The 15334-nt window shown below is 65.3% G+C and carries 13 protein-coding genes; 9 read left to right on the plus strand and 4 right to left on the minus strand.

From position 1 onward, the window contains the following. Window positions 1–77 precede the first annotated feature (77 nt). The gene (locus ABMA46_RS04700; protein ID WP_348998153.1) at window positions 78–473 is read left to right on the plus strand and encodes a hypothetical protein; all 396 of its coding nucleotides are present in this window, start codon (window positions 78–80) and stop codon (window positions 471–473) included. Between the two features lie 29 nt (window positions 474–502). Here ABMA46_RS04700 and ABMA46_RS04705 read toward each other — a convergent pair whose 3' ends face one another. After that, window positions 503–1276: a gamma-glutamyl-gamma-aminobutyrate hydrolase family protein gene (locus ABMA46_RS04705; RefSeq protein ID WP_348998154.1), complete on the minus strand. Its 774-nt coding sequence runs from the start codon at window positions 1274–1276 to the stop codon at window positions 503–505. Window positions 1277–1539: 263 nt separating this feature from the next. Between ABMA46_RS04705 and ABMA46_RS04710 the strand changes: the two genes are divergently transcribed. Beyond that, window positions 1540–2649: a TRAP transporter substrate-binding protein gene (locus ABMA46_RS04710; protein ID WP_348998155.1), complete on the plus strand. Its 1110-nt coding sequence runs from the start codon at window positions 1540–1542 to the stop codon at window positions 2647–2649. 93 nt (window positions 2650–2742) lie between these two features. On the opposite strand, the gene ABMA46_RS04715 is transcribed toward ABMA46_RS04710, so the two are convergent. The 3 genes from ABMA46_RS04715 to ABMA46_RS04725 all read right to left on the minus strand — a co-directional run bounded on the left by ABMA46_RS04715 (window position 2743) and on the right by ABMA46_RS04725 (window position 6258). Beyond that, the gene (locus ABMA46_RS04715) at window positions 2743–4590 is read right to left on the minus strand and encodes a TRAP transporter large permease (RefSeq protein WP_348998156.1); all 1848 of its coding nucleotides are present in this window, start codon (window positions 4588–4590) and stop codon (window positions 2743–2745) included. Beyond that, window positions 4587–5165 (minus strand): TRAP transporter small permease subunit, encoded by a 579-nt coding sequence (locus ABMA46_RS04720; protein ID WP_348998157.1) that lies wholly within the window; start codon window positions 5163–5165, stop codon window positions 4587–4589. The genes ABMA46_RS04715 and ABMA46_RS04720 overlap by 4 nt, the downstream gene beginning before the upstream one ends. Window positions 5166–5346: 181 nt before the next feature. After that, window positions 5347–6258: a branched-chain amino acid ABC transporter permease gene (locus ABMA46_RS04725; protein WP_348998158.1), complete on the minus strand. Its 912-nt coding sequence runs from the start codon at window positions 6256–6258 to the stop codon at window positions 5347–5349. A gap of 96 nt (window positions 6259–6354) precedes the next feature. On the opposite strand from ABMA46_RS04725, the gene ABMA46_RS04730 reads away from it, so the two are divergent. The 7 genes from ABMA46_RS04730 (at window position 6355) to ABMA46_RS04760 (ending at window position 15262) form a co-directional block, all read left to right on the plus strand. Further along, the gene (locus ABMA46_RS04730) at window positions 6355–6963 is read left to right on the plus strand and encodes a CGNR zinc finger domain-containing protein (RefSeq protein WP_348998159.1); all 609 of its coding nucleotides are present in this window, start codon (window positions 6355–6357) and stop codon (window positions 6961–6963) included. Further along, on the plus strand, window positions 6956–7486 hold the full coding sequence (locus ABMA46_RS04735; protein ID WP_348998160.1) for a hypothetical protein: 531 nt from the start codon (window positions 6956–6958) through the stop codon (window positions 7484–7486). Before ABMA46_RS04730 ends, ABMA46_RS04735 begins: the two co-directional genes overlap by 8 nt. Before the next feature lie 157 nt (window positions 7487–7643). Continuing rightward, window positions 7644–11117 (plus strand): indolepyruvate ferredoxin oxidoreductase family protein, encoded by a 3474-nt coding sequence (locus tag ABMA46_RS04740; RefSeq protein ID WP_348998161.1) that lies wholly within the window; start codon window positions 7644–7646, stop codon window positions 11115–11117. A gap of 119 nt (window positions 11118–11236) precedes the next feature. Next, window positions 11237–13555, plus strand: a complete 2319-nt coding sequence (locus tag ABMA46_RS04745; RefSeq protein WP_348998162.1) for a putative bifunctional diguanylate cyclase/phosphodiesterase — start codon at window positions 11237–11239, stop codon at window positions 13553–13555. A 333-nt stretch (window positions 13556–13888) separates the two neighbouring features. Beyond that, window positions 13889–14593: an N-acyl amino acid synthase FeeM domain-containing protein gene (locus ABMA46_RS04750; protein ID WP_348998163.1), complete on the plus strand. Its 705-nt coding sequence runs from the start codon at window positions 13889–13891 to the stop codon at window positions 14591–14593. A gap of 124 nt (window positions 14594–14717) precedes the next feature. Then, complete coding sequence (locus ABMA46_RS04755) at window positions 14718–14867, plus strand: DUF3096 domain-containing protein (protein WP_348998164.1); 150 nt, start codon at window positions 14718–14720, stop codon at window positions 14865–14867. Between the two features lie 167 nt (window positions 14868–15034). Beyond that, complete coding sequence (locus tag ABMA46_RS04760) at window positions 15035–15262, plus strand: aa3-type cytochrome c oxidase subunit IV (protein ID WP_348998165.1); 228 nt, start codon at window positions 15035–15037, stop codon at window positions 15260–15262. The last annotated feature ends 72 nt before the right edge of the window (window positions 15263–15334 follow it).

Genomic DNA, 15334 nt, shown 5'->3' on the forward strand with positions numbered 1-15334 from the left:
CGCCGGCGGCGCCCTTTTAACGGACCGTTAGCCATAAGGCGGCATCCTGTCTCGGAACTTTTCGTTCGGGACTGGGCATGAAGCTGCTTTCCATATTGGCCGCCGGCGTCGCGCTCTATGGCGGCACCAATTTCTTCCAGGCGCCCGAGCCGGCGCTTGGGTCGACGACAGCCGCCGCCCGCCAGCCTCCGGCCGGGATCGTCTACCGGTTGACGGCGGACGGCAGCGAAAGCTGCCTGGTGACGCGCGGAAAAGCGCTGTCTCCCGGCACGTTCGCGATCCGCCCGGCCGCCGATTGCGACGCGCTCCTGCCCGGTCTTGCGCGCGCCGCCGTCTGGCGCGAGACGGAGGACGGGACGGTCGCTTTCGATCGCGACGACGCTACCAGGATGATCGCGTTTTCCGTCGCCGATGGCGATGGATACCTGTCCTACGCACCTGCGACGCCGTTGCTCCAACTGGCGCGGAAATAGCCGGACGGTCGTGCGGAAAGGCCGCTCGCCTATTCGGCGGCGGTGCGCGCGCCGAGCCGTGCGCCCGCATGCGCCCTGACAGCGTCGCCGAAAGCGCGGAAGATCGTCGCCGAGGCGCTGTCGGAATTCACCCAGTATTCGGGGTGCCACTGCACGCCGACGGCGAAGGCGCGGGCATCCTTCACGGACACCGCCTCCACCGTGCCGTCCTCCGCGACCGCCTCGACCTGAAGCTTCGGACTCAGCCGCTCCACGGCCTGCCGGTGCACGGAATTGACCATGATGTCGCCGGCGCCGAACACGCCGGCAAGGCAGCTTCCCGGCTTGATCGAAACCGGCTGGCGGATGGCGAAGCGTTCGTCCTGCCTGTCGCTGGCCGGCGCCCGATGGTCGAGCGAGCCGGGACGGTCCTGGATTTCGGTGGCGAGCGAGCCGCCGAGCGCGACGTTCATCTCCTGGATGCCGCGGCAGATGGCGAGCAGCGGCACACCGCGCTCGATCGCCTTGCGGATCAGCGGCAGGGTGGTCGCGTCGCGAGCTTCGTCGTAGGGGCCGTTGGCCTCGGACGCGTCGCCGCCGTAGAGCGACGGGTGCACGTTGGATTTCGATCCCGTCAGCATGACGCCGTCGACGGACGACAGAAGCTCGTCGAGGTCGAGGCGGTCGCCGAAGGAAGGCACCAGCACCGGAAACACGCCGGCGCCCGAGATAGCCGCTTCGAGATATTGCTGCGGCGCCGCATGCCACGTGTAGTTCTCGAACTGGCGGACATCGGTGGAAACGGCGACGAGCGGCTGAAGCATGATGGCTCCGGTGAAGAATGCGACTGCTTTGCCTGTAAAATAGGCGATTGCAAGGCTGATTGCCACGGCAAGTTTTCGCGATCGATCTCCGGGAAATGAACCAAAGTCGCATGTGGCGGGCAGAACCTTTCCGGCGGACGCCGCGCTTGTCCGTGTGCGCTGGACTCGGTCACTTCCGCGTGTATTGTTCGCGCTGGAGACGGCTAGGAAATCAAGGATTTCCGGGCTATGGCGCGTCCGGTTTCAATTGGGAGGAGTATTTCATGGATCGTCGTTCATTCATTCGCAAGGCTGGTGCCACCGGCGCAGGGGCTGCGGCCGTCGCGACGACGCTGGCGGCCCCGGCCATCGCGCAATCCAACCCCAAGGTCACCTGGCGGCTGACGTCGTCCTTCCCGAAGTCGCTCGACACGATCTATGGCGGCGCCGAAGTGCTGTCGAAAATGGTTTCGGAAGCGACCGACGGCAATTTCCAGATCCAGGTCTTCGCCGCCGGCGAACTGGTCCCCGGCCTGCAGGCGGCCGATGCCGTGACCGCCGGTACGGTCGAGGCAGCGCACACCGTCTGCTATTACTTCTGGGGCAAGGACCCGGTCTGGGCGCTCGGCTCGGACGTGCCCTTCGCGCTCAACGCGCGCGGCCGCAACGCCTGGCAGTATCACGGCGGCGGCATCGACCTGTTCAACACCTTCCTCGCCAAGCAGGGCCTGTTCGGCCTGCCGGGCGGCAACACGGGCACCCAGATGGGCGGCTGGTTCCGCAAGGAGATCAACACTGTCGAGGACTTGAAGGGCCTCAAGATGCGCATCGGCGGCTTCGCCGGCAAGGTCATGGAAAAGCTCGGCCTGGTGCCGCAGCAGCTCGCCGGCGGCGACGTCTACCCGGCGCTGGAGAAGGGCACCATCGATGCGGCCGAATGGGTCGGCCCCTATGACGACGAGAAGCTCGGCTTCTACAAGGTCGCGCCCTACTACTATTATCCCGGCTTCTGGGAAGGCGGTCCGACCGTGCACTTCCTGTTCGCGAAGGACAAGTACGAAGCCCTGCCGGCCGCCTACAAGTCGCTGCTGCGCACCGCCTGCCAGGCTGAAGACGCCGACATGCTGCAGAAATACGATTACCTGAACACCAAGGCGATCAAGTCGCTCGTCGCCAACGGCGCCAAGCTGAAGCCGTTCAGCCAGGAAATCCTGGCCGCCTGCTTCGACGCCGCCAACCAGACCTATGACGAGATGATGGCCTCGAACGCGGACTTCAAGACGATCTGGGAATCCATCGTCGCCTTCCGCAAGGAGGCCTATCTGTGGGATCAGGTGGCCGAATACAATTTCGACACCTTCATGATGATCCAGCAGCGGGCCGGCAAGCTGTAGGCCGCACGCGTCGTCCCGATACGAAAACCCCGGAGCGGTGCTCCGGGGTTTTCTTTATATCGCGCTGCAGGCGTCGAGGAGGTGCAGGCCTGCTCAGTTGAAGTTCGGCGGCTGCGAAAGATCGGGTGTCGCCGGTGCTGTCTGCGGTGATGGCGCGGGCGCGCCGAAGTTCGGCGGCTGGGACAGGTCTGGTGTCGCTGGAGTTGCCGGTTGCGCAGGTGCTCCGCCGAAGCTCGGCGGCTGCGAAAGATTGGGCGCGGCCGGCGCCGTCGGTGTCGCACCGCCGTGCGGTGCGGCTGGCGCGCCGAGGGGTGGCAGCGAGAGGCCGGGCAGGTCCGGCATCTTGATCTCGATGGCGCCGGGATCGACGACCTTGCCCTTGTAGCGCAGCACCATCTGCGGAAACAGCAGGGTGATGGCCACCATCAGCACCTGGATCAGCAAGAAAGGCACGGCGCCCCAGTAGATCTGGCCGGTCGTCACCGGCGCGATCTGCTGGCCGGTGATGCGGTCGAGATAGGGCACGCGCGCGGCGACCGAGCGCAGATAAAACAGCGCGAAGCCGAAAGGCGGGTGCATGAAGGAGGTCTGCATGTTGATCCCCAGCAGCACCCCGAACCAGATCAGGTCGATGCCGAGCTTCTCCGCCGCCGGCGCCAGCAGCGGCACGATGATGAAGGCCAGCTCGAAGAAGTCGAGGAAGAAGGCGAGGAAGAACACCAGGAGGTTGACGACGACGAGGAAGCCGAGCTCGCCGCCAGGCAGCGAGACCAGCAGGTGCTCGACCCACAGGTGCCCGTTGACGCCGTAGAAGGTCAGCGAGAAGACGCGCGAGCCGACCAGGATGAACAGCACGAACGACGACAGCCTTGTCGTCGAGGCCAGCGCCTGCTTGACGACGTCCAGCGTCAGCCGCCGCTTCGCCGCCGCCATGACGAGCGCCCCGACCGCGCCCATGGCGCCACCCTCGGTCGGCGTGGCGATGCCGAGGAAGATCGTGCCCAGCACCAGGAACACTAGCGCCAGCGGCGGGATCAGCACGATGACGACCTGCTGCGCCAGTCGCGACATCATGTTGAGGTTGAGCGCCTTGTCGAGGATGGCGACGATGTAGATGGCGATGATGCCGACCGCGGCGGCGAGGATGTCGGCGTTCTCGCCGTGCGCCGGTTCGAGGTAGCGGTAGGCGCCGTAGGCGATGGCCACGGCCGCCAGCAGCGCGAGCAGGAGCGAGGTGATGCCGTGGCCGAGCGTGCGTGCTTCCGCCGGCAGGGCCGGCGTCCAATCCGGCCGCACGATCGAGACGATCAGCACATAGCCCATGTAGAGGCCGGTCAGCACCAGGCCGGGGATCAGCGCGCCGCTATACATGTCGCCGACCGAGCGGCCGAGCTGGTCCGCCAGCACGATCAGCACCAGCGACGGCGGGATGATCTGCGCCAGCGTGCCCGAAGCGGTGATCACGCCGGAAGCGAGCCGCCGGTCGTAGCCGTAGCGCAGCATGATCGGCAGAGAGATCAGGCCCATCGCGATGACGGAAGCCGCCACCACCCCGGTCGTCGCGGCCAGCAGCGCGCCCACCAGGATAACTGCGTAGGCCAGGCCGCCGCGGATCGGACCGAACAATTGACCGATCGTGTCGAGCAGGTCCTCGGCCATGCCTGAGCGTTCGAGCACGATGCCCATGAAGGTGAAGAACGGGATCGCCAGCAACGTGTCATTGGCCATGACGCCGCCGTAGAAGCGGTCGGGAAGCGCGGTCAGCAGCGGCCAGGACAGGTTGATCGAGCCGGCCGAATGGGGCGCCAGCCAAACGCCGAGGACGAAGAAGAGCAACCCGTTGGCGGCGAGCGAGAAGGCGACGGGATAGCCGATCAGAAGGAAGACGATCAGCGAGACGAACATGATCGGCGCCATGTTCTGCGCGATGAGTTCCATCATCGGCGCGCCTCCTCGCTCTCGACTTCCATTTCGAGCGGCGGATGCGTCGGCTCGAACGGCGTCGGGTCTTCCAGGCGGCCGGTCATGACGGCGATCTTCTTGATGATTTCCGAGATGCCCTGCAGGGCCAGAAGCAGGAAGCCGGCGAGCAGCATCGCCTTTGCCGGCCAGATGATGAGGCCGCCCGCATTGGTCGACATCTCGCCGCTTCCGTAGGATCTCAGCACGTAGGGAACGAGATAGTAGACCATCAGCAATGTGAACGGCATCAGGAACAGGAGATGGCCGATCAGGTCGATCCAGTGCTGCACGCGGCGCGACCACCGGCCGTAGACGATGTCGATGCGGATATGTTCGTTCTGCTTGAGCGTGTAGGCGGCTGCCAGCAGGAAGGCGGCCCCGAACAGATACCATTGCAGCTCGAGCCAGGCGTTCGACGATTCATTGAAGGCCTTGCGGATGATCGCGTTCCCGGCGCTGACCACGATCGAAACGAGGATCAGCCAGGAAACCGACTTGCCGACGAATTCGTTGAGACGGTCGATGCCGCGGGACAGAGCGATAAGCCCTTCCATCCGTATCCTCCCATAGGCTGTCGCTCCCAGCCCCTTGTTTCTTGGAAGCGTCGTGGCCCAACCCTATGCCGTGGGTGGCCACAGCGGTCAACATCGAGAGGCCCGCAAATCCGGTGAGAATTGTCGGCCCGAGGACAGGCGGCGCTGTCGTCGGTCGAAAGGCCCACGCGCCGGGAAAGGATCAGGGCAGGCTTGCCGTGCGGCCGTCGCGCCCGGCGCCGATCAGCACAAGCAGCGCGACCAGGAACAGGAACATCCACACGTCGCGCCACTCGATCGGGAAATAGCCTGCCCACAGCGATTCGGCGAGGCCGAACGCGGCGCCGCCGAAAGCCGCCCTGACCGGCGACAGATAACCGCCAACAGCGGTGACGAACAGGATCTTCAACCCGTACACCAGCCCCGTGCCGAACGAGATGTTTCCGTAGTAGAGGCCGGCAAGCACCCCGGCGAGGGCCGCCGTCAGCCCGCCGGCCAGCACGGACTTGCGGAACACCGCGCGCGTATCGACGCCGCAAAGCCGCGCGGCATGCGGATCGTCGGAGACGGCCCGCCATTCGCGGCCGAAGCGGGAGCGGGCGAGCATTCCGTGAACGCCCAGCACGGCAGCCACGACGAGCGCGCAGTTGATGAGCTGGATGACGGTGAGCGTGACCTTGAAGCCGGAGCGCTCGACGAACACGACAGGGTGCGCCAGAATCGGCGACAGCCACATATCCTTCGTGTCGGCGGCGATGCGCGCGAGTTCGCTAAGCACGAGCAGTACGCCGAGCGTCGCCGCGACGACGGTGTTGGCGGAGCGGTCGGCCAGCGGTTCGAACACGGTGCGCGACAGCAAATAGCTGACAAGCAGGGCATAGGCGAAGGCCAGCGCGATGCCGAAGGCGACGGTGACCGGCAGCGTCAGCCACAGCACCTGCCAGCCAAAGACGGCGGCCAGGATCATCGTCTGCCCGGCAAAGGCGAAGATTGCGCCATGCGCGAGGTTGGTGCGGTGGAGCACCCCATTGGTCAGCGCGTAGCCGCAGGCGAGCAGGGCATAGAGCGCGCCGGTATGCACGCCGTTCAGAACCTGCTGCAGGAAATAGAGCATGGCCGATCCGCCGGCGCGGACCGATCCGCGCTCCCGTCAGGTTTGCACCGGCGAATCTAACTTGTCAAACGTCATTTACAGGTTAGTCTAAGAGGTATGACGGTCTCCTGGATCCCTCATCGCTTTGTGGGCGGCATTCTGGCGCTGGATACGGCCAACACGGTCGTTCTGCGCGGCGACGCAACACGGGCATTCGACCGCTTCGCGGATGCGGCGGAAATTGCCCGCTTCGCTGAAGCTGCAAGCATTTTTCGTGCTGCCGAGCTGGGCGGCAGGCCGCTGGCGGCCGATGATCCGCACGCCGTCGCGCCGCTCGTCCTGTCGATCCGCGAGACCACGGACCGTCTGTTTCGCGGCGCCGTGGAACACAGAGCGCTGGCCTGCGATGATCTGGCCGCCTTCCTGCGCGCCTGCGCCGACGGCCTGGCGCGAAGCGATAAAAGGCTTTGCGCGCCGGAAAGGCCGTTCGGCGATCCGTCTACGCCGCTCGCCTTCGAGGCGGCGCTGGCCGTCTCGGCGCTGTCGCTGCTCGCGGCAGGCGCCCTGGCGCGGCTGCGCATCTGTCCCAACTGCAACTGGCTCTTCATCGACCGGAGCCGCAACGCCAGCCGCCTGTGGTGCGACATGGCGGTGTGCGGCAACCGGCGCAAGGCGAGCCGGCATTACAGGCGCCGCAAGGCGGCGCAGGAGGTCGAAGATGTCTAGCAGGGTTTCACGCGCCGTCGTCGGCGCCGCCGTGCTTTTTGCCGCCATGGTCCTCGGTGCCTGTCGCGACACCGGCAAGGAAGCGCTCTACGAGATTTCCGGCCGGCTGTTCGAGTTCAACTATCGGCTGGCACGGGCCACCTACGTCATCACGCTGCATCCTTTGCGGCCGGTGGGCGAGGGCAATGTCGCGGTGGTCGATTTCGAAAACCCGGCCGGCGGCGATCCGCTGGTCGTGGAGCAGAAAATCTGGCCCAAGCTGCCGCATCTGACGCTGACCAGTCCGCCGCTTACCTGCGTGGTCAAGGACAAGCCTTATGCGGTCGCCATCCACATAAAGGACAAGGACGGCGCCGTGCTGCAGGAACTGAAGACCACGCTGATATCGAACCAGGACCAGACCGACCTGCCGGACGCGCCGCTGGTGACAGGCTCGCGCTACGTCCTCAACCCGGTCCTTGCCGGCCATCCCGACGGCAGGCTGCCGAATGCGCCGAAACCCGACTGCTCCAAGGCGGGTTGAGACGGCGAAAAGGCGGAAGGCCTGCCATCGCTAGCCGACGCCGCGCGGACGTGGCGCAGCCGAAATCGTTTGACCTCATTGCCAAGGGAAGGAAGAGTGGACGCCGAACTCGACGCAGGCTGCTGCTTCGAAAGCCGCCTACGCAGAGGAAGGTTCGATGACGCTGCACGACGTCGCGCTCGACGACAAATTCGATCTTTCCAAAGAGCGTGTCTTCCTGTCAGGCGCACAGGCGGTCGTGCGCATGCTCCTGATGCAGCGCGAGCGCGACCGGCAAGCGGGGCTGAACACGGCAGGCTTCGTCTCCGGCTATCGCGGCTCGCCGCTCGGCGGGCTCGACCTGCAACTGTGGAAAGCGAAACGGCAGCTTGCGGCGTCCGATATCGTCTTCCAGCCGGGGCTGAACGAGGAACTCGCAGCCACCGCCTGCTGGGGCTCGCAGCAGGCGGAACTCACCGGCGAGGGGCGCTACGACGGCGTCTTTTCCATCTGGTACGGCAAGGGGCCGGGCGTCGACCGCTCGGGCGACGTCTTCCGCCACGCCAACCTGGCGGGCTCCTCGAAGCATGGCGGCGTGCTGGCGTTGATGGGCGATGACCATATGGCCGAATCGTCGACCAACGCCCACGCCACGGAATACCATTTCGTCGATGCCATGATCCCGGTCCTCAATCCCGCCGGCGTGCAGGAGATCATCGACTACGGCCTTTACGGATTCGCGCTGTCGCGTTTCGCCGGCCTGTGGGGCGCCGTCAAATGCGTCAAGGACAACATCGAATCGACGGCGAGCGTCGATGCCGCGCTGGACAGGGTCTCGATCGTCCTGCCCGAATTCGACATGCCGCCCGGCGGCCTCAACATCCGCAACGAACTGGACATGCTCGGCCAGGAGGAGCGGCTGCACGAGGCCAAGCGCGCCGCGGCCGCCGCCTTCATCCGCGCCAACGGTCTGAACCGCACGATCTATTCCGGCGGCGCCAATCCGAAGCTCGGCATCGTCACCGTCGGCAAGAGCTATCTCGACGTCCGCCAGGCGCTGGAGGACATCGGTATCGACGAGGCGACCGCCAACCGCATCGGCGTGCGCCTCTTCAAGGTCGGTTGCCCCTGGCCGCTCGATTTCCAGCATGTCGCCGATTTCGCCCGCGGCCTCGAAACGGTCGTCGTGGTCGAGGAGAAGCGTTCGCTGATCGAGGTGCAGCTTCGCGAGAACCTCTACGGCAGCGCCATGCAGCCCGCCATCGTCGGCAAGAAGGACGAAGGCGGCGACTGGCTGTTTCCCGCCAAGGGCGCGCTCGACCCCAACGATATCGCCGTTGCGCTCGGCGAGCGCATCCTGCGCACCATCGGCCCCTCGGAGGAGATCGCCGCCCGCGTCGCCGGTCTCAGGCAGTTCCAGGCGATGCTGGCCGACACGCAGGACGTCGGCGCGCGCGCGCCCTATTTCTGCTCCGGCTGCCCGCATAATTCGTCCACCAAGGTGCCGGAAGGGTCGCTCGCCGCCGCCGGGATCGGCTGTCATTTCATGGCACTGTGGATGGACCGCTCGACGCAGGGTTTCACCCAGATGGGCGGCGAGGGCGCCCAATGGGTCGGCCAGGCGCCGTTCACCCGGCGCGGCCATATCTTCCAGAATCTGGGCGATGGCACCTACAATCATTCCGGTTCGCTGGCGATCCGCTTCGCGCTCGCGAGCGGCACCAACATCACCTACAAGATCCTCTACAACGACGCCGTCGCCATGACCGGCGGCCAGCCGCACGAGGGCGGTCTCACCGTCGACGCGATCGCCCGGCAGGTGCGCGCCGAGGGCGTCGAGCGCATCGCCGTGGTGACGGACGAGCCGGGAAAATATGCTGGTAGCCTGACGTTTCCCGCTGGCGTCACCATCGGTCATCGCGACGATCTCGACCGCATCCAGCGCGAGTTGCGCGATGTCGAGGGCGTGTCGGTGCTGCTCTACGACCAGACCTGCGCGGCCGAGAAGCGCCGCCGCCGCAAGCGCGGCGCCTACCCCGACCCCGACCGGCGCGTCTTCATCAACGAACTGGTGTGCGAAGGCTGCGGCGATTGCGGCGTCCAGTCGAATTGCGTCTCCATCCAACCCGTCGAGACCGAGTTCGGCCGCAAGCGGCGTATCGACCAGTCCTCCTGCAACAAGGATTTTTCCTGCGTGAACGGCTTCTGCCCGTCCTTCGTGACGGTGCATGGCGCGAAGGTCAGGAAGGCCGAAGGCGTCGCCGGTTCGGCCGATCCGCTGAAAGGCGTGCCGGAGCCGGCACCGTTCCCGCTGGGGCCGGCCGGCTGGGCGGCGATCATCGATGGTGTCGGCGGCACCGGCGTCGTCACCATCGGCGCGATCCTCGGCATGGCCGCGCATCTGGAAGGCAAGGGCTGCGGCATGATCGACATGGCCGGCCTCGCCCAGAAAGGCGGCGCGGTCTTCACCCATGTGCGGGTCGCGACGACGCCGGCCGACATCCACGCCATCCGCGTCTCCGCCGGCAAGGCCGATACGATTTTGGGCTGCGACCTCGTCGTCTCGGGAGCGCGGAAAGTGCTTGGCGCCGCGCGATCCGGGCACACTTTGTTCGTCGCCAACACCGCCGAGGTCATGCCGGGCGATTTCGCCCGCTCGGCCGATTTCTCCCTGCCGACAGAGCGGCTGAAGAAGGCGATCCGCGGCGCCGTCGGCGAAGAGAAGGCGCATTTCTTCGACGCGACGCGCGCCGCCACGGTGCTGTTCGGCAATTCCGTCGGCGCCAACATGATCCTGCTTGGCTTCGCCTTCCAGAATGGCGGCCTGCCGCTGTCGGCCGCGGCGATCGAAAAGGCCATCGAACTGAACGGACAGGCGGTCGCCATGAACCTCGCCGCGTTTCGCTGGGGACGCCGGGCGGCGCACGAGCCGGATTTCGTTCGCGCCACGGTCGAGCGCGCGGGCGAAACGCCCAGACCGCTGGCCGAGACGCTGGACGACATCGTTGCGCGCCGCGTCGCCTTCCTCACCGCCTATCAGAACGGCGCCTATGCGCGCCGCTATGCCGAACGCATCGCCGCTCTTCGCGCCGCCGAGGCGGCGGTGTCCGCCGGTTCGACAATGGTCGCCGAGGCTGCCGCCCGCAACCTGTTCAAGCTGATGGCGATCAAGGACGAGTACGAGGTTGCGCGGCTCTACACCGATGGCGCCTTCGCCCGCGACCTGGCGCGGCAGTTCCAGAGTTACGACCGGCTCGAGTTCCATCTCGCGCCGCCCGTCTTCGGCCGTCGCGACGCCGACGGCCAGCCCCGCAAGACCAGTTTCGGACCGTGGATGATAAAGGGTTTCCGCCTGCTTGCGGCGCTGAAGGGCCTGCGCGGCACGGCCTTCGACCTGTTCGGCCGCACATCGGAACGGCGCGCCGAGCGCGCCCTGCTCGACCGCTATGAGCAGGACCTCGAGACGATCCGGACCGGCCTCACGCCAGATCGCATCGAAACCGCCGCCGCGCTGGCGTCGGTGCCGGCGCTTGTGCGCGGCTATGGCCACGTCCGGCTGGCCGCGATGGAGAAGGCGGCCGGCGAACGCGCGCGCCTGCTCGAGCGCTTCACCGCTGCCGGTGGGCAGGCGACGCTGCACGCCGCCGAGTAGCAGGCCTGCCGGCTTGCAAACGCATCCCGCCATTGGCTTTTGCGCTGGCCGCAAACGGCACGTCTAAGCCTTTCTTAAGGCCCATATGTCATAACAAGGCGTAGCATTGGGCCGCCGAAATGGGCAAACCGAAGATCGAAAACATCCCGGCGGATGTTTATATCCAGTTTGTGCGGTCGTTGTTCGACAACGCCCAGATGCTGGTTATCGGCGGCGCCTGCTACTGGATCCTCTGCCTGATGATCTATCTGCGGACGAACAATCCGCTGTTCCTGGCCCTGTCCTTCATCCTCCTTTCCGTCAGCCTCTTCCGCTATTTCGGCATCCGCACCTTCCACAGGCTGGGCGGAACGATCGCCAGCGTCGAGGAGGCGCGGCAATGGGAGCGCAGCTATATCCTCAAGGGCAGCCTGCAGGGACTGGGCCTGGGAACGCTGTGCTTCCTGTCCATCTATGTCTATCCCGATCCGTTCGCGGAACTCGCCGCCATGTCGCTGACGCTGGCGACGCTGGTGACGGTGGTCGGCCGCAACTACGGCTCGCCCGTCATGGTCCGCATCTTCTCGGTCACCTTCATCGGCCCTGCGGCGCTGGCGCTGCTGCTGCGCATGGACCTGCCCTCCGTCTCTCTCGGCCTGATGATCATTCCGATGACGTTCATCACCGTCAACAGCGCCGACCACGTCCGCGACGTGCTGTTCTCGGCGGTCATCGGCCATAAGCAGGCACGCAAGCTTGCCCACAGGTTCGACCGCGCGCTGAACACCATGTCGCACGGGCTGATCATGCTGGGGCCGGAAGGCAAGGTGGTGGTCGCCAATGCCGAGGCGGCCAGGTTGATGTCGCTCGACGGTCCGGACGCGCTGCTTGGCCGTTCCATCCACTCCCTGCTGCTGCGCGGCGTCGCCGGCGGCATGCTGGCGTCGAAGGACTGCCGCTATGTCGAGGCGCAGCTCACCCGCGCGCTCCGGGAGGGCCGCAATCGCAAGGTCCTCGTCCCTTTCACCAACGGCCAGTACTATGAGTTCTCGGCCCGCGAAGGCGATCAGGAACTTGGCGTCATCACCTTCGAGGACGTGACGTCGCGCGTCGAGGCGGAAGAGAAGATCCGCACCATGGCGCGCTATGACAGCCTGACGGGCCTGATCAACCGCGCCTATTTCCACGAGACTGTCCTGGAGGCGATGGCCGGAGGGGATCGCGACCGCCTGTGCGCGATCGCCGTCATCGACCTGGACGATTTCAAGAGCGTGAACGACACGCTGGGCCATCCCGTCGGCGACGGCCTGCTTTATGCGGTCGCCGAACGGTTGGCGGTCTTCTCCGAGGACGGCATTCATGTCAGCCGCTTCGGCGGCGACGAATTCATGCTGTTCTTCGACCGCGTCGAGGACGAGAGCCAGTTCTCGATGGCAATGGACGAGATATTTGCCGGCCTGCAGGGCCAGGTCGATGTCGCCGGCCACGACCTGCGCATCCAGGCGAGCGCCGGCGCGGTCATTTCGAAGGTCGACGGGGCCGGTGTCGACGAGATGATCGTCAAGGCGGATCTGGCGCTCTACAAGGCCAAGGAACTCGGCAAGAACGGATGGCGCCTGTTCGAGGCGGCGATGGACGCCGCCTTCCGCAACCGCCAGCTCATGAAGGCGGACCTGCGCAGCGCCGTCGAAGCCAAGGCGTTGCGCGTGGTCTACCAGCCCATCGTGTCGATGGAGACCATGCGCATAGCAAGCTGCGAGGCGCTTTGCCGGTGGGACCACCCCGACCTCGGGCCGATCTCGCCGGCCATCTTCATTCCGCTCGCCGAGGAAATGGGCATCATCGCCGATATCAGCACCTTCGTGCTGGAGGCCGCCTGTCTGGAATGCGCCAAATGGCCGGAAGCCACGACTGTTTCGGTCAATCTCTCGGCCAAGGATTTCCGCAACAGCGATGTCGTCCAGAAGGTGCGCGACGCGCTGGCCCTGTCCTCGCTCGCCGCTCACCGGCTCGAGATCGAGGTGACCGAGACGGCCTTGCTCGACGACAAGTCCTCGACGCGCGATCTCGTCGAGCAGATCCGGGGGCTGGGCGTCCGCATCGCGCTCGACGATTTCGGCACCGGCTATTCCAGTCTGAGCTATCTGCACAAACTGCCGCTGGACAAGGTGAAGATCGATCGCTCGTTCCTTGTCGACATGGCGCAGAACACGCGCTCGCTCGAACTGCTGAAAGGCATCGTCAGCCTGTCGCGACCGCTCGGTCTGCAGGTGACGGTGGAGGGCGTCGAAACCTTCGAACAGCTCAAGATCCTCGCTCTTCAGGTCAAGCCGGACCTGGTGCAGGGATTTCTGTTCGGCGCCGCCCTCAGTGCGTCGGGCATAGAGACCATGTCGAACGTGACCTGGCCTTTCCAGAACCAGGTCAAGGCGCTGAACACAGCGTCCGCCCGCCGTTAGGGAATTTTGCCGCCGGACGGAATCAGCCGCCCCCGCACGCCCCGGTCAAGGACACCAGGCTGGAGCACAGGCTGCGTCCGGCGCAATGCCCGCCGGCCAAGCGCCGTCGTCGGACATGATCCGTACGAAGAAAAGGTGCTGGCGTTGTCGACGCCTGCCGCAATCGAAGGCGCGGCATCGTTAAGGTTAACCGAAGGTAAATAGGATCTGCGGCAGTTTCAGCTTGTCTCGAGACCCATCTGGAGTAGCGTTGCTTCAGGCGGACTTCGAGGGCAAGCAGACATGAGTACCGAAGGGCAAAATGTGTCGTCCGCGGCACAGGGTGGATCGGCGTTGAATCGGTCGATCATGCAGATGCTGGAGCATGTCGAATACAGGCTCGTGACCGGCGGAGAGGACCTGGAGGAAATCTACCGCCTCCGCTATCAGTCCTATCTGCAATCCGGCATGTGCGGTCCGATCGCCAGCGGCATGTTCGAGGATCGATGGGACGATCTGCCGAACTCCTACCGGTTCGGCGTGTATTATGACGGCCGGCTCGTCAGTACGCTCAGGCTGCATTACATCTCCAGCGAGCATCCCTATTCGCCGTCTGTGGACGCCTATCCCGAAATCCTGAGGGAGCGGCTCGCCAGAGGCGAGAGTTTCATCGACGGGACCCGCTTCGCGACCGATCCTTTCAGCGCGCCGGCTCCGGGCGTCCTGCCTTTCCTCACGCTCAGGCTCGGCATGGTGGCTTCGTCCTATTTCGGCCAGACCGCGGTGCTGACGCCGGTCAAGGTCGAGCATTCCGCCTACTACCACCGCATCTTCCATGCCGAGCAGAAGACCGAGGGCAAGGTGTTTCCGGGCGTTCTGGCGCCGATCGCCCTGTTCGAAATCCCGTGCGGCGAGAACCTGCGCCAGACGCTGGAGCGGTTTCCGTTCTTCAAGTCGACGCCGATGGAGCAGAGGATGATGTTCGCCAATCCGGCGATCAACAGGCTGACGCCGCTCTCTATCGTGCCGACGGCCAAATATCTGCGCGAGGCCGCCTGACGGTCTGGCGAACGCCGACGCGCCGGCGGCAGGCACCTTTCAGGGAGCTTTTTGCCTCCACGTTCGTTTCCCTGCCGGCTCGATCGCGTGTGTCGCGATGGACCTGTCTGCGAAAGGAAAGACCATGACCGTCTCGGCCATCACGCTCACGCCCCTGATCTCGCTGATCGCCGGCGTGCTCATTCTCGTCATGCCGCGCCTGCTCAACTACATCGTGGCGATCTATCTCATCGTCGCGGGCCTGCTCGGCCTGTTCCCGCATCTGGCCGGCTAGCCTAGGTTGGTACGGAAGCGGGCTCGGCCTGTGCCCGTTTCCAGGTTTTCATTGCCCGCTTTCAAGTTTTCATTGATTGAGTTCCCTGGTGATGCGGCAATAGCGCCATTGCCCTTGTGCCGGCTTTTCGCTATTTCGCTTCAGAGCTTTTTCCGGAGGGGTACAGCATGGCCGACCACACGCCGACCGGTCCAGTCGAACTGGGCGCCGAGATGGACTATGCCGAGCACGATCGGACCTACCGCGGTTTCGTCGGGCTCGCAAAATATGGCTCGCTGGTCGTCGCCGCCATCCTGATCTCGATGGCGTTCGGCTTCTTCACCGCAGCCGGCTTCATTTCTTCCTTCATTCTCTTCGTCATCATCTGCGCCGTCGGCGGCTTCATCCTGCGCTAGCTCTCTATGCCGGCCGGGAATCCGGCCGGCGCGCAGTCCATGCCCCGCGAGCGAGAGTTCCAACCGAAAGGA

It is taken from the genome of Mesorhizobium hunchu (genome assembly GCF_040081975.1).
GTDB lineage: Bacteria > Pseudomonadota > Alphaproteobacteria > Rhizobiales > Rhizobiaceae > Mesorhizobium > Mesorhizobium hunchu.